Below are 14,961 nucleotides of genomic sequence, written 5' to 3' on the forward strand. Positions count from 1 at the left end.
CCCGCGCCGCGGGCGGCCAGCAGGTGGGCCAACCGGTTGGCGGCGGCGTCGAGTTCGGCGTAACCGAGGGTGCCGTCGGCGGCGGACACGGCGGGCGCGTCCGGGGTGCGGGCGGCCTGGGCGGCGACCAGCTCGTGCAGCCGGGCGTCGGGGATCGGCGCCTCGGTGCGGTTGACCGGCTCGTCGGCCACGAGTTCGGCGGCGGAGAGCATGGCCAGCTCGCCGAGCGGGCGGTCGGGTTCGGCGACGGCGGCGGCGAGCAGCGCGACCAGGTGGTCGAGCGCGGCGCGCACGGACCGCTCCTCGTAGCGGGAGGTGCGGTACTCGGCGGACAGCAGCGGTCCGTCGGCCGGGAACTCCAGGAACAGCGAGAGGTCGGTCTTCGCGGCGCTGTTGCACACCTCGCCGACGAACGTCAGGCGCAGGCCGGGCAGTTCGACGCCGGCCACCGGGTGGTTCTGGACGGCGAGCAGCACCTGGGAGATCGGCGAGGCGGTGAGGCCGGCCGAGCCGCCGGAGCGGCGGGCGTGCTCGACGAACGGGTGGCCGCTGTGCTCGGCGGCCTCCAGGACGGTCGGGCGGACCCGGGCGAGCAGTTCGCGGAAGGTGTCGGTGCCGGTCACGTCGAAGCGCAGCGCGACGGTGTTGATCAGCGAGCCGAGCACCGTCTCCAGCTCGGGCACCGGGCGGACGGCGAAGGGGCTGATCACGGCGACGTCGGTGTGGCCGGTGTAGCGGTGCAGCATCCCGCCGAGCGCGGCGAGCACCGCCATGTAGAGGCTGGCGCCCTCCTGGGCGGCCCACTTCTCGACGCCGGTGACGAGGCCGGCGTCGAGCCGGCGGGAGATCCGGCGGCCGGCGACGTCCTGCGGGTTGGGGTGCGGGCGGTCGCCGGGCAGGTGCTGGTCGGCCTCGATGCCGCGCAGCCGCTCGCCCCAGCGCTCGGCGGCCTCGCGGCCGGCCTCGACGTTGCGCTCCTCCCAGCGGGCGACGTCGGACAACTGCAGTGCGGGCTCGGGCAGTTCACCGTCGCGGTGGGCGCTGGCGACCTCGGTGAGCAGCAGTCCGGCGGCCCAGCCGTCCATCGCGGCGTGGTGCACGGTGAGCAGCAGTTCGTGGCGGTCCTCGCCGGTGCGCACGGCGAGGGCGCGCAGCAGCCTGCCGTCGGACAGGTCGAGCGGGCGGGCGGCCTCGGCGCGCAGCGCGGCGTCGAGCGTCTGCTCGTCGGGCGCGGCACCGTCGGGCCCGGTGAGGTCGAGCAGCGGGACGTCGACGGCGTACGGGGGGCGGACGTCGGCGATGACCGGGTCGTGCTCGGTCGGGATCGGGGCTCCGCGCAGCGCGGTGCGCAGCGCCTCGTGGCGACGGACGACCTCGGTGAGCGCGCGGCCGAGCGCCTCGCGGTCGAGGGCGCCCTCGGCGCGGATCCGCAGCGGCACGTTGTAGAGCGGGCTGTCGTGCTGCATGGACTCGTGCAGCCACAGTTCGCGCTGGAAGTCGGTGGCGCGGGCGGGCAGTTCGGCCTGGCGCCGGGGCGGCTCGACGGAGGCCCGGCCGCCGCCGCCGTTGGCGACCCGGACGGCGAGGGCGGCGATGGTCGGGGCGGCGAAGAACTCGGCGAGCGGCACCCGGGTGCCGAACTCGCGCTCGATCCGGGCGAGCAGGCCGGCGGCGAGCAGGGAGTGGCCGCCGAGGTCGAGGAAGACGTCGTGGACGCCGACCTCGGGGACGCCGAGCAGGGCCTGCCAGAGTTCGGCAATCCGGGTCTCGACGGGGGTGCGGGGGGCGACGAACAGCTCGTGCCCGGCGCGGCTGCGGGCGACCGGGGGCAGCGCCTTGCGGTCGGTCTTGCCGTTGGGGGTGAGCGGCATCTGCGCCAGGACGGCGACGGCCAGCGGCACCATGTAGCCGGGCAGGGCGGCGGCGCAGTGGGCGCGCAGTTCGGCGGGCGTCGGCTCGGGCGCGCCGGGGGCGGGCTGGACGAAGGCGGCCAGGTAGTCGCCGGCCTCGTCGCGCTGGACGACCGCGGCGGCGGACTCGACGGCGGGGTGGGTGGCGAGCACTGCCTCGATCTCGCCGAGCTCGACGCGGAAGCCGCGGACCTTCACCTGGTGGTCCACGCGCCCGTGGTACTCCAGGTCGCCGTCGGGCAGGCGGCGGACCAGGTCGCCGGTGCGGTAGCAGCGCAGGCCGTCGACGTGGACGAAGCGCTCCTCGGTGAGGTCGGGGCGGCCGTGGTAGCCGCGGGCCAGGCCCTCGCCGGAGAGGTAGAGCTCGCCGATGCCGCCGTCGGGCACGGGTATCCGGTGCTCGTCGAGAACGTGGCCGAGGGTGCCGTCGAGCGGGCGGCCGATGACCGGCTCGCCGGTCTCGTCGCGCGGGACCAGCGACCAGGTGGAGTAGACGGTGTCCTCGGTGGGCCCGTACAGGTTGTAGAGGCGCTCGACCCGGGGCTGGGCGTAGACCTTGTCGGCCAGGTGGCGGGGCAGGGCCTCGCCGGCCAGGTTGACCACGCGCACGGTGCCCGGCAGACCCCCGCCGCCGGGAAGGCCGTCGCCGCGCAGCAGCGCCGCCATGGCGCTGGGCACGGTGTTGACCAGGGTGACTTCGTCCCGGGCGGGCAGCTCGGGCAGGGCGAGGACGTTCTCCGCGACGATGATCGTGCCGCCGACGGAGAGCGGGAGGAACAGCTCGTACACCGAGATGTCGAAGCAGACGGAGGTGCCGAACAGGACGCCGGCGAGGTCGGCGGCGGTGTAGGTGCCGGCGGCCCAGCGGAGCATGGCGTTGACGCCGCGCTGGGTGACCGAGACGCCCTTGGGGCGGCCGGTGGAGCCGGAGGTGTAGAGCACGTAGGCGAGCGCGTCGGTGGCGGCGTCGCCGGTGGTGGGGCGCTCGGCGGCCGGGTCGAGCGGAGCGGAGGGGCTCTCGCCGTCGACGTACAGGAGGGTAGCGCCGGCACCGTTCAGCAGGTGCTCGTGGGCGCGGTCGGTGACCACGACGGGGGCCTGCGCGTCGCCGACGACCAGTTCGAGGCGGTCGCGTGGGTACGCCGGGTCGAGCGGCACGTACGCGCCGCCGGCCCGCAGGACCGCCAGCAGGCTGACCACCAGGTCCGCCGTTCGCGGTAGGCAGACTCCGACCAGTGTCTCGGCCCGGACACCGGCGGCGGCCAGTCGGCCCGCCATCGCCTCGGCCGCGGCGTCCAGTTCACGGTAGGTCAGCCGGCGCGTGCCGTCGATCACGGCGGTGGCGTCCGGGGTCCGTCTGACCTGCGCGGTAACCAGGGCGGCCAGCGGCGCGGCCGGCTCCAGCGGGGGAAGTCCCGTCGAACTCATCACTCTCTCCTGAGGGCTGCTGCTGCATCGACTTGTGGTCGGCGAGAAATGGGCGGTGTGCCCTGGGAGATGGTGGGGTAAAGATCTACGGATCACCAGCACATTTCCGTCACGCGTTCGATATGCCGGAAAGATCCCCTCCGCCACGCCGATCGGAGCTGCGCAAGCGTGACGGTTCGTAGGCGATCCCGTACACATTGTCAGCCGTCTTGGCAGGAACAGCGTGGGCCGCTACGTTCTCTTTAGACACCCCGTCAGCCAGGAGTGTGAGTCCGTAACGGGCAACTGGCTGCGTGGATGTGATCGCCAGTTACCGGCCGTTTTTCCGCGCCTGCGTGCCGGTGGCGGGTGATCTGGCCTGCCTCCGGGCCGTTCAGACGATCGCCGCCTGCTCGCCGGTGGTGTCGGTGCACTGCCGGCGGCATTCCTCGTCCTGGACATGGCGGAAGGCCTTGCGCTTGGGGGCGCCGGCCTCCGGCTTCGTGCCGTCCAGGGCAACGCGGCCCCATCTTGACCATGCCGAGCTTCTGCGCGAGGTGGAGCAATTGGAGGAACAGGCCGGCGAGGGCGTACAGATGACGGCGGCGGAACCGGGCGATCGAGCGGAAGTCCGGGGCGCCCGACGTACAACACCAACTGGTCACAGCCCCCAGAGGCTCCCGCCATATGTTCCAATCACGGGGCCGGCGATACGAGCTGACGGAGCGATTCCCAACCCCTCTCTTTCAGCGTCGGTCATGTACCGCACAAGAACAAGACTGAAATTTCCAGGCCGAGACCGGGACCATGGCACCCATGGATTCTCCATTCCCGGACACCGCGACCAGCAGAGAACTGACCGATCGACTCGCCCACGTACGCTGGATCGCCGGTGGTACGGCTGCCGGAAAGACCACGCTGGCCCGCCTACTGGCCGACCGGCACGGCGTCCACGTGTACAACGGCGACCGCGCGGAACACAGCTGGCTGGCGCGATGCACGCCGCAGCGCCACCCTCACCTGTCCGCCATGCGGGGAGTGCCACCCGGCGGAATGTGGGAGGGCCGCACCCCGCGACAGGTGTTCCAAGCGATGGCGGGTCTGCACGGAGAGACGATCGGCTTCGTCACCGAAGACCTGCTCGCCATGCCGGCCGATCACATCATCCTGGTGGACTACTTCGGGATCCTGCCCGGCCATCTCGCACCGCTGCTGCACCGGTCCGACCAAGCGGTCTTTCTCCTGCCCACACCCGGGTTCCGGCAGAACGCACTCCGTGCGCGCTACGCGGATCCCGCCCGTGCGCAAGCCAACTGGGGCAGCAATGATCCCGCGACCATGCTGACCATGCGCCTCGCCCGCGATGCCCTCTGGGACGAGGAAGTCCGCCACCAGGCCGACGGTCACGCCCTCGGCATCATCACGGTCGACGGCAGCACTCCCGCCACCGACCTGGCCGGTCAGCTGGCAACGCGCTTCGGATTGGGCCGCAGCGCGTAGCCGCCCGGCCCACGCTCCCCAGAGTGTGGGCCGGCTCGGCCACTGGACCACCCACCCGACCTGACCTGTTGGTTACAGCGGCTACCGGTCACTGAGACACGTTCCCCTAGCGGCGCAGGAAGGTCCCGCCGTCGATGACCCAGAAGCCGGCCGGAACCGCGCCGCACTTGACGACTTCGGTATGCATCTGGGGGTTGGTCCGGTTCCAGCCGACCCGGCGCTGGTGCTGTTCGTCGGCCGGGTAGAAGGTGAGACCGGCCTCGGGGTGCCGGCCCTCCTCGAAGAGGTACGGCTCGCCCCCGATCGGGGTGACCACGGTCTGCGAGATGGGCCCGGTCACGGTGATGGCGCCGCTCCCGTCGACGGTCAGGCAGTCGACGTCGAACTCGGCCCGGATGGTGCCGCTCTTCTCGAAGACGTGCTGCACCACGGCGTGCCCCCGGGTGTGGCCGTCGACCGTACGGGCGCTGACCTGCGCGGTGAGCCGCTCGCCCGGGTTGGGGCCCGGGCCGTACTCGTTGAGCAGGGTCCAGCTGTACAGGGCGAGGTGCTGGGCCGGTACGGGGGTGGCCGGCGCGGGTGCGGCCGCGGCAGTACCGACCGTCCCGGCTGCAAGGGCCACGGCCGCAGTGGTGAGTGCGACGGCGGTGGTGAGCTTTCGCATGGTCAGTCCTCAGTGGCGAGAGTGGAGTCGGGCTGTTTCCCGACTGCCTCCAACCTCCCGGCTCACCCCTGGTCGCGGCCTCCGCCGCGGGGAGGGACCGGCTCCCCCCGGCGGGGGAACAGCTCCTCCTCCGCCCGACTTACCGAATGCTGTTCACCGCACGGCGTGGCGTATCGCGTCCAGGGCGAGGGCAGCCGCGGCCAGGGCGGCGGCGAGGCCCGCGACCGCCGGCGGTGCTGCGCGGCGCCGGTCTGGTCACCCGCATCCGTGTCGACCGGGCCGTCCGCTACGAGCACACGCCGCTGGGCGCGGCCCTGGCGGACAGCCGGCTGCGGCGGCGGCCGGGGGGTCTCCTGCCGGTGTGAGCGGGGTCACGGGAACTCGGGTGCGCGGATGTGACAGAGCCAGGCATGGGCCGGTCTGGATCATGCCGCCGCGGCCGAGGCCCTCGGGGTGGATTCAGGTTCGGATGTAACGCTCCTGTCGTGCATCACCAAGAGGAGATGGGGGACGGACAGACAAGGGAGTCGATGTGAGGCAACCGCCGGACAGCGGCCTGGTCGCGCGGATCGGTGAGGATCCGGAAGCGTTCGAGGCCTTCTACCGCGAGCACGTGCAAGCGGTGCTGCGGTACGCGACCCGGCGGACCCGGGACCCGCACACTGCGGCCGACCTGGTCGCCGAGGTTTTCCTCGCGGCGATCTCCGCCGCCGGCGGGTACCGGTCGGAGCTGGGAACCCCGATCGCCTGGCTGCATGGCATCGCCCGCAACGTGGCCGCGTCCCAGGAACGGCGCGCGGCGCGGATCTGGGCGGCCGAGGACCGAATAGCCGGCCACCGACTGCTGGACGGCGATGACATCGCACGGCTGGAGGAGCGCATCGACGCCGAGCGCGCCTCACGGCAGTTGCTGGAACGCATCGCTTTGCTGCCGCTCGGACTGCGGGAGGTGCTGGAACTGGTGGCGGTTGACGGTCTGAGCGTCGCCGAGGCCGCCAAGGCACTTCGTATCAGCACCGTGGCTGCCCGCGTCCGGCTGCACCGGGCTCGCAAGGCCCTGAAGCAGCCCGACACCTATCTCGAATCTGCTCCGCCCCCCTCGTCCCTGGTGGAGGCCTGAATGAACGCCGAACGCTTCGAGGAGCGGTTGATGCACGAGCTCAAGAACCACGTCCAACAGCGGGCGGACAGCCCGCACCCCGACCAGTCGGCCATTGCCCGACCCCGCCGCCGCGCCCGCGTGCGCTGGGTCCCGGTCGGCTTGGCCTCGGGCCTGGCCACCGCCGTGGCGGGTGTCGCCCTGACCGCGCTTCCGACCCAGACCGCGGCCGCCTACACCCTGCAGAACAACGAGAGCGACCTCGTCAAACTCACCATCGTCAACCCGGCCGGCAAGATCGACCTGGACAAGCTGCAGGAAGACCTGGACCGTATCGGCGTTCACAGCCGCGTGCTGGCCGGTGACCCCGACTGCACCACCACCCCGCGGGGCAACCCCGACCCGTCCGCATCCCCCAGCCCGTCCACGTCCCCATCCACGTCCCCGTCCACATCCCCCAGCCCGGAACCGCCCCACAGCGAAACGCTGCCCCCGGCACCGTCCGGTTCGGCAAACCCCGCCCCCGGCGACATCAGTCTGCGCACCAACGGCTGGGACATCGGTTGGGAAGACGGTAAGACCGTTCTCTACATCCGCCCCAGCAAGATCCCCGCTGACAAGCTGCTCATGGTGGGTTTCCCGCTCGCCAAGACCGACCCCGCCCACGCCTACGGGGCGATCACAGGAGGTCTACTGGACGGATCGGGCCCGGACTGCCTGCCGGCCCCGCCGCCCGGTACCGTTCACTTCCAGTAGGGCCATGACCGTGCCCACGGGCGTCTCGCAGTCGCGGGGGCTACCCGTGGTGGTAGCGCTCGGATCCGCCGGGGTCGGAGAAGGTGAGGCCGCGGCCGCCGGCGGGCGGGCGCCGGGCCGGGGCAGGTGCAGGCACGGTCTCGCCGAGCGGCTGGCGGAAGTCTCCCCGCCCCGGACGCGCACGACCCTCGGTTTCACAGCGGACGGCCGACGCTCCCGGACCTGTCGGCCGTCCGCCGGGGCACCCGTCCCGAGCTGCCGCTCCCGCGCTCGTGACCCGACACCCTCATGACAGGAGTTCCTGATGCCTGCCCTCACATGCGCAGCCACGCCACCACCCGCCGGGCGGTGCCCCCGATGGCCCTGACAGCACAGCGAACACAGCCACGATCAACCCCGAAAACCCCGCAGCGGCCCGGCGGTGGTCAGCTGCCGTCGCTGACCGGGATGCGCTGGGTGGCCGCGTTCACGGTCTTCGTCTACCACGTCCGCAACTTCGGCTACTTCGGGCAGGGCCGGAGCGGCCGCCTGGTGAACTGGGCGTTCGGGGCCGGCGCCGTGGGAGTGTCGTTCTTCTTCATCCTGTCCGGGTTCGTGCTGGCCTGGTCCGCCCTGCCCGGGGAACGGGCCCGCACTTTCTGGCGGCGGCGCCTGGCCCGGATCTACCCGGTCCACCTGGTCACCGCCATCACCGCGCTGGTGCTGGCCTACAGCCTGGTTCCCGGGCTTCGGCCCGGAGGTGCCCGGGAGGCGGCGGCGAACCTGCTGCTGGTCAGCTCCTGGAAGCCCGAGTGGTGGCAGACCCTGAACCCGGTCAGCTGGTCCCTGGTCTGCGAGGCCTTCTTCTACTCCGCCTTCCCCGTCCTGTACGCAGGCCTGCGCCGCCTGCCCACCCGCGCCCTTGCCGCCACCGCCCTGGCCGCAGGCACGCTCCTCGTGCTGATGCCGTGGGCGAACACCCGCTACGCCCTCGGCTGGACGCTCTACTCCTCCCCGCTCCCCCGGCTCCCGGAATTCGTTCTCGGCGTCACGCTCGGCCTCCTGGTCAAGACCGGCACCTGGCGCGGCCCCGGACTCGATGTCGCCCTGGCGGCCACGCTGATCGGCTACTTCCTCGTCGCCCAGCTCCCGGGCGAATACGGCTACGCCGCCTGCACCGTGCTCGGCCTGGCCATGCTCATCCCCGCTGCCGCCAGGGCCGACCTCACCGGCGCCCCCTCATTCTGGCGCCACCCGCGCCTGGTGCGGCTCGGCGAGTGGTCCTTCGCCTTCTACATGATCCACATCCTGGTCATGCGCACCGGCGAGGCCCTGTTCGGCGACCAGCCCCACCTCGCCACCGTCCCCGCCCTTGCCACCACGGCAGCGGCCTTCGCCCTCTCGCTCACTCTTGCCTGGGCCCTGTACGCCGGCGTCGAACGCCCCGGCCGACGACTACTGCTCCGATCACAACCCGCATCGCGCCGCTCCATGACCGCACACACCCACGTGCCCAGCCAGTGGGAAAGAAGGGACTGACATGCCGACCACGCTACGGATGCGCGCGGGTGTGCTCGTTGTCCTCCTTGCCACGCAGGCCGCCCTGGCCGGCTGCGACACACCGCCCCCAACCCCGATCCTGCGCACACCCGCTGACAGGCCGACGGCACAGGCTCACACGCCCGCCCAGCATCCTCCGGCCACGGTCTCGGCTTCCGCTGCCCCAGCTCCGAAGCCCGACGCGGCAGCCGCGAAGTCCATCGTCATCATCGGGGCCTCCGTCTCCGACGGCTACAAGGCCTCACCCGGCGCATCCTGGCCCAGCGAACTCGCCCACCGCCTGCAGCAGGCCGGCCGGCCGGACCAGGTGGTCAACGCCAGCATCAGCGCCACCAGGCTGCTCACCGACAACGGCCCCACCATGCCCAGTTCCCTGACCCGCGAGGACAGGGACGCCCTCGACGTTCCCGGAGCGGGCACCATCGTGCTCACGGACGTCATCAACGACATCCAACAGACCCCCCACCAGTACGATCCGGCCGCGATCATCGCCGGACTGCGATCCTTCGTCGCCAAGGCCCACGCCAGGGACGTCAAGGTCGTCGGCACGACCATCCCGCCCTACGGCGGCTTCGGACGCTACGAGACCGCCGGCGAACACTGCCGGCAAACCGTCAATGACGCGATCCGCCAGGGCCAGCTCTTCGACGGTGTGATCGACTTCGACGCCGCACTCAGAGACCCGGCCGATCCCACCCGCATCCGGCCCGACTACGACTCCGGCGACCACCTCCACCCCAACGACACCGGACACCACGCCATGGCCCAGACGATCGACCCCGACCTGTTCACTCCGATGACCCGCTGACCCTGACCGGCCCTGTCGTCGTCCGCGACATGCCCGCCGACCCCGAGAACTCGATCACCTCGATCGCCGAGATCCTCGGCGTCAGCCCCGGCACCGTCGACAGCCGCATCCCCGACCTGCAGGAACTCCGCGCCTCCGGCCGCGTTCCGAGGCAACTCACCACCTCGCGCGAATTGTGACTTTACGGCGGCTTCATGCTCCGAATGTCGGGTCCGATGAAGAACTTCGCGATCACGATCAGTGCGCCCAACTGGGCCAGTACATAGGCGATCTGTGCGGAGAAACCGCGAAGCTGGTAGATCCAGAGCAGCAGTCCGAAGCGGCTGGGCCACAGACGCCGCTCGGCATGGAAGGTGTCCGCGTCCATGGCGAGGCCGGTGAGGGTCAGTACCAGAAGCATTTGGCAGGTGGCGATGGCCACGTTGCCGAGCGGCTGGTCGGTGATGAGGTCGCCCAGGGTCCCCATGACGATCAGCAGGGTGTAGACGGCGACCAGGCTCAGGGCGCGTGCCGGACCGCGGCGTCCGGGCAGCAGGCGCCAGAGCCCGCCCAGGACCAGGCCCGCGCCTGCCGAGGCGAGCTCCAAGGTCAAGAACAGCCTGACCATGTTGGGTGCCCCGAAGGAGTCCTGCGCGGTGTACATCCACTGGGTCTGCTCCGCCTGGTAGGAGAACCAGAGGATGACGAGAGTGCCCGGAAGGCCGAAGGCGGCCGCCAACAGGGCTGCCCGGCGGGCGTTCTCCCACCACCTGGCGTGTGGGCCCCAGCTCAGGGCGACGTCCATGATCGTGTACTGGCCGGGTAGCCAGGCCCGTGCCGTGTCGGCGGTTCCGGTCGGCGATCGCCAGCGGTGCAGCCCGCTCAGCTCCCGTTCCATCGCGTGCCGTTCCTTCTCCGCCGCATGTCGGCCGGCGGCTCCCTCGCTCTTCCCCATGTCCCGGAGCTCGTCGGTCAGCTCCCGGTAGCGGCGGGCACGCACGATGAGGCCGGAGCGGCTCGCCTCCGTGATCGCTTCGCTCAGCCTCGGAGTGTTCCCGCTTCCCTCAAGGTGATGGGCCAGGACCGCCCAACGGCTCCCGACCGCCAGCAGGGCGTAGAGCCCGGCGATGTCCAGGACGAGCCAGAGGACAGCCACGGCCTGGCTGCCGGCGAACGAGCCCTGGCGGTAGGCGACCACGACGGCGAAGAACACGGCGAGCAGGAGGCGGTCCAGCCTGGTGGGATACGCGCGCGGCACGGGGAACGCCAGGTCCCTGGCCCGGAGCAGGGCCACGACGGCGATGCCGGTCAGCACCCAGGTCCAGGAGGCGCACCACGAGGGGATCTGGGTCGCGTAGGACACCAGACGCTCGTTCAGGAAGGACCGGTGCAGCCAACCGTACTCCGGCATCGCGCGGTTGCTCAGCCAGCTGGCCCGCTCCCACCCGCGGGCCTGGGTCCACCACTGCCATCCGAGCAGAAGGAGGGTGGCCACGGCAAGTCCCGGTCCGACGCGGCGCAGCCGCCAGGGTGACGTCGGTGGCCGGATCAGCCCGCCCTCACACGCGAGCCGCCACATCCACAGCGCCAGGCCGGTCAGCCACAGCCACAGGAGCGCCGCGGTCGTGGCCACCAGTGGGGCGAAGCCGTGGACGGGCCCGGTCCCGGAGAAGGAGAGGCTCTCGGGGAGACTGAACAGGGACGGCCAGGCGGCTACCAGGCCGCCGGCCGCCGCCACCAGCGAGGCGGCCAGCAGCACCGACCTCTTCGGACGGGCGGTGGCCGTCAACGCCCAGCCGACCAGAATCCCGGTCAGGATCATCCAGCGTTGGTCGAGGAGCGCGTACTGCGGTAGCAGGAACGTCAGGATGATGACGGCGCTGGCCACACCCCACTGCAGCAGGACCGTGCTGCTGCGGATCTCGAGCGCGGTGGCCTCGTCGTGGGCCGGCCGGCGGCGGGCTCGTAGAGCGGCCACCGCGACGATGGCGGAAATGACCACCCACCAGGTGGCCTGCCCGATCTTGTTGCTGACGAGCAACGGCGCATCGTTGCTGCTCACCGCCGCCCATGCGCGTTGCCATGGGGGAGCCACCTGAACCATCATCAAGGAGCTCGACGCCTGGGGCGGGTCGGGGTCGCTCCACACCATGCTCCCGTTGCCGGCGGTCGAGGGTTCGGGCGTCATGCTGGATGCCTCCAGGCCGCCAAGATCGACCTTGACCGAGTTCCAGCGGGCCCCCGCCAGAGCCGTCGGCGGAACGAGGGACAGCTTCCACTGGCCGGGCTGCACATCGATTTCCCACGGCCCGACGAGGAACGTGCCGCCGTGGTCGAACCAGAAGATCGTCGGGTACTCGACCTTGACCAAGCCGGGCTCGGTGCTCACCGCCGGGTTGGACGAGCGCCACTCGTATTGGCGCAGGTATTGTTCCGGGGGCCGCCCCGACTCCTGCTCGTCGCGCAGGAGACAGTGCATCGCGTCGCGGTAGGCAACAGAACTCTTCTGCAGCAGCAGGCCCTCGGCGTACTCCCAGGACCTGGGTACGCGGACGGTCATGACTCCCCGGCCCTCGGCCGTGTTGTGGGTGTGGTTGGCGATTGTGAGTTCGACGTCCACCTGGGCGGCAGTCAACTGCTCCGTATGGCAGCTGCCCGCGGGCGGGGAATCCGCTCGGGCGGACTGTCCACCCCAGAAAATCAGGAGAACCAGCAACGGCACGGCGCACAGTCCCCACCGGTACACCGCGGTGCTGCGGACTCTCGGGCTGCAACCGTGCGACGGCGGCGAGGTGTTCGTGTCCGCCTCGCCGCCGTCCTCGTTCTTCAACGCGGTGTGCTCCTGCTTCCCGGGCACCCGCTGATCGGACTGCACTGCAGGATCACCTGGTAGGCGTGGCTCTCGACCTCACCGCTGCCGTGTCCGCTCTTCACGAACCGCCACTGCGAGGGCTTGGTGTGACCGGTCGCGTCCGCCTTGTCGACCCGGATCTGGAGCGTGCGTGCCGCGAGGTCATGGGTCTCGACCAGGACCTCGTCGCACGCGACGGGAAAGTGCTCGTGCAGCAGACACAGGCCAAAACGGTCGAGATTTCCGTGCTTTTCCAGCACATCCACCAGATCGCGCACGAACTGGCCGTCCTGCGGACCCAGCCCCTTGGCTTCCTCGAACTTCGGAAGTGGCTGCCCGGGAGTGGCCGTCGGATTTCCCATGAAGTGCTCCTCAATGTCATCTGAGTGGCTTTCGGAAGCCTAGGTGGGGCGACAAACGGCTACAAGCCGACACCCCGGAGGACGGCCGGCAACCCGGCGGACGCGATCGAGGAGTGCTTCCGGACGGCGAAAGGCCGGGGGCGTGACCGTGCCTGCCTGAGACGTTCGGGTGCAGTCGACGCGCGGACATGGCGGTCGGCCGTGGGATCAGGAAGATTGATCGCGGCGGTTCGGGTCCTCGTCGAGGCGGTCATCGAGTCGAAAACGGCATCGGCCGGCCATGGGAACCGGCCGAAATCCCGAGCCGGCAGGGCTGAAGGTCACGTCACGAAGCGCCCCCATCAGACCCGGCCCGAGGTGAGCAGGAGAAGCTCGACATGCCCGTAGCAGACACCGAGGTAGCAGTACTGATCGTCGGTGGCGGGCCAGTCGGGCTCACCGCCCGAGCGCTACTGGAACGCTGGGGCGTGCGGGTACTACTGGTCGAGAAACACCGCGAACTGTCGCCCTTTCCACGGTCCCGGCTGGTCAACGTGCGCTCGATGGAGATCTATCGCCAACTCGGGCTCTCAGCCGAGATCACGGCCAACGCGTTCGCACCGGAGTACGGCCGCATCCGCTTCCGCGACACCCTGTGCGACCGTGACTTCGCCACAGCGGCGATGGTCGGGGTCGACGCGCCGGTACCCGAGAGCCCCGTGACCGGCGTGGTCACCTCACAGGATCGGCTGGAACCCACCCTGCTCGCCGCAGCAGACGCACAAGTGCGCTTCGGGACCGAGCTCACCTCCCTGGCCGAGGAAACCGACAGCGTCGTGGCCCTGCTCGTCGACCACCGACGCGGTGACGAGACCCGCGTCCGGGCCCGCCATGTCATCGCCGCCGACGGCGCGACCTCCACCGTCCGGCAACTACTGGGAATCGACACCACTGGCCCCGGAGCGATGGGGGGCTTCACCACCGTCGTGTTCGACGCCGACCTCGACCGCTGGTGCGCCCACCAGCCCGCCGGCCTCTACTTCACCGCGCACGGCCTGTTCGGCCCGCTCTACCCCGAACGAGGCTGGGCCTGGTTCGTTCCCACGCCCGAAAACGCTGCACGCGCCGACTGGTCCGACCTCCTCACGCGCGCCATCAGCCCCGGCGCCGGGGTCCGAGCCGACGTCCTGCGGGTTCAGCACTGGGTGATGAACGCGTTCGTCGCCGAGCGCTTCCGCCACGGCCGGATCCTGCTGACCGGCGATGCCGCGCACGCGGTCCCCATCGTCGGCGGCCTGGGCATGAACGCCGGCATCGCCGATGTGCACAACCTGTGCTGGAAGCTGGCGGGCGTTCTCCACGGGTGGGCCGAACCGAGTCTGCTGGCAAGCTACGAGACGGAGCGACAACCCGTCGCCCACCGGACTCTCCGTCAAGCGGTGGAGAACACCCGGCTCCTGCTCCACGTGCAGAACCGGCGTCGCGAGCAGCGCCGAACCGCCGAAGCGGCGCCGGTCCACGTCGAACTTCCCTGGTCGGAACGGTACTTCGCCCAACTCGGTCTCGTGCTCGGCGTCACCTACCACTCCGACGCCGTCCTCGCCGACAACAGCACCCCACCCGAACCATCCGACACAGGCACGGACTACATCCCCACCGCAGAGCCGGGCTGTCGCATGCCTCACCTCTGGCTCACACCCGACCGCTCCACGCTCGACGCTCTCGGCGAATGGTTCACCCTGCTCACCCCGGACCCCACTCACTGGGAGCGGCAGACCACCGCACCATGGCCACTGCGCATCGAGGCCCTTCCCGACGAGCACACCGACCTCTGCGGCCTCCGCTCACACGGCGCACTACTCATCCGACCCGACGGCCACATCGGCGCCCGCTGGCGCGACCGCCCGCCGAGCGACACCGCCCTCCACCACGCCCTCACCACGATCACCCGCTCGACACCCCGCGGGGGGCAGTGAGCGGCCCGGACGCCCCTGACCTGCTTGAGGCGTCCCACTGCCCGCCGCCGGGGTGAAACGACGAGACTCCGCTGTGGAACTCGTTTCGCTCCACGGAACGTACTGTCCGCTCACATACAGTAACCCACCGG

12 protein-coding genes and 1 pseudogene are annotated in these 14,961 nt (G+C 70.9%); 8 read left to right on the top strand and 5 right to left on the bottom strand.

Annotated elements, in window-relative coordinates; translation table 11 throughout:
- Positions 1 to 3,338: non-ribosomal peptide synthetase (locus KS423_RS00005; protein ID WP_224272997.1), on the bottom strand; the 3,338-nt coding region annotated here is incomplete at its 3' end.
- 439 nt (positions 3,339 to 3,777) lie between these two features.
- Positions 3,778 to 3,955: pseudogene (locus KS423_RS00010) on the bottom strand (IS1182 family transposase); the annotation flags it as partial.
- Between the two features lie 178 nt (positions 3,956 to 4,133).
- Here KS423_RS00010 and KS423_RS00015 point away from each other — a divergent pair.
- The gene (locus tag KS423_RS00015; RefSeq protein ID WP_224272998.1) at positions 4,134 to 4,817 is read left to right on the top strand and encodes a hypothetical protein; all 684 of its coding nucleotides are present in this window, start codon (positions 4,134 to 4,136) and stop codon (positions 4,815 to 4,817) included.
- A 106-nt stretch (positions 4,818 to 4,923) separates the two neighbouring features.
- On the opposite strand, the gene KS423_RS00020 is transcribed toward KS423_RS00015, so the two are convergent.
- A complete protein-coding gene (locus tag KS423_RS00020; protein ID WP_224272999.1) occupies positions 4,924 to 5,481 on the bottom strand; it encodes a hypothetical protein in 558 nt (185 codons plus the stop codon).
- 233 nt (positions 5,482 to 5,714) lie between these two features.
- Here KS423_RS00020 and KS423_RS47070 point away from each other — a divergent pair, with 233 nt between their 5' ends.
- The 6 genes from KS423_RS47070 (at position 5,715) to KS423_RS00045 (ending at position 9,862) form a co-directional block, all read left to right on the top strand.
- Positions 5,715 to 5,846, top strand: coding sequence for a hypothetical protein (locus tag KS423_RS47070; RefSeq protein WP_263454304.1), 132 nt, complete (start codon positions 5,715 to 5,717; stop codon positions 5,844 to 5,846).
- A gap of 167 nt (positions 5,847 to 6,013) precedes the next feature.
- On the top strand, positions 6,014 to 6,601 hold the full coding sequence (locus tag KS423_RS00025) for an RNA polymerase sigma factor (RefSeq protein ID WP_224273000.1): 588 nt from the start codon (positions 6,014 to 6,016) through the stop codon (positions 6,599 to 6,601).
- On the top strand, positions 6,602 to 7,336 hold the full coding sequence (locus tag KS423_RS00030; RefSeq protein ID WP_224273001.1) for a hypothetical protein: 735 nt from the start codon (positions 6,602 to 6,604) through the stop codon (positions 7,334 to 7,336). It abuts the gene before it with no gap.
- A gap of 357 nt (positions 7,337 to 7,693) precedes the next feature.
- Positions 7,694 to 8,854, top strand: coding sequence for an acyltransferase family protein (locus KS423_RS00035; protein WP_374119883.1), 1,161 nt, complete (start codon positions 7,694 to 7,696; stop codon positions 8,852 to 8,854).
- A gap of 1 nt (position 8,855) precedes the next feature.
- A complete protein-coding gene (locus KS423_RS00040) occupies positions 8,856 to 9,683 on the top strand; it encodes a GDSL-type esterase/lipase family protein (protein WP_224273003.1) in 828 nt (275 codons plus the stop codon).
- A gap of 29 nt (positions 9,684 to 9,712) precedes the next feature.
- Positions 9,713 to 9,862, top strand: a complete 150-nt coding sequence (locus KS423_RS00045) for a winged helix-turn-helix domain-containing protein (protein WP_224273004.1) — start codon at positions 9,713 to 9,715, stop codon at positions 9,860 to 9,862.
- A 2-nt stretch (positions 9,863 to 9,864) separates the two neighbouring features.
- Here KS423_RS00045 and KS423_RS00050 read toward each other — a convergent pair whose 3' ends face one another.
- Both KS423_RS00050 and KS423_RS00055 read right to left on the bottom strand, forming a co-directional pair.
- The gene (locus tag KS423_RS00050; RefSeq protein ID WP_308020111.1) at positions 9,865 to 12,537 is read right to left on the bottom strand and encodes a DUF6185 family protein; all 2,673 of its coding nucleotides are present in this window, start codon (positions 12,535 to 12,537) and stop codon (positions 9,865 to 9,867) included.
- Complete coding sequence (locus KS423_RS00055) at positions 12,489 to 12,875, bottom strand: hypothetical protein (protein WP_224273005.1); 387 nt, start codon at positions 12,873 to 12,875, stop codon at positions 12,489 to 12,491. Before KS423_RS00055 ends, KS423_RS00050 begins: the two co-directional genes overlap by 49 nt.
- A gap of 377 nt (positions 12,876 to 13,252) precedes the next feature.
- Here KS423_RS00055 and KS423_RS00060 point away from each other — a divergent pair, with 377 nt between their 5' ends.
- On the top strand, positions 13,253 to 14,830 hold the full coding sequence (locus KS423_RS00060; RefSeq protein WP_224273006.1) for an FAD-dependent monooxygenase: 1,578 nt from the start codon (positions 13,253 to 13,255) through the stop codon (positions 14,828 to 14,830).
- The last annotated feature ends 131 nt before the right edge of the window (positions 14,831 to 14,961 follow it).

Origin of the sequence: Streptomyces sp. LS1784, assembly GCF_020103755.1 — a bacterium.
Taxonomy (GTDB): domain Bacteria; phylum Actinomycetota; class Actinomycetes; order Streptomycetales; family Streptomycetaceae; genus Kitasatospora.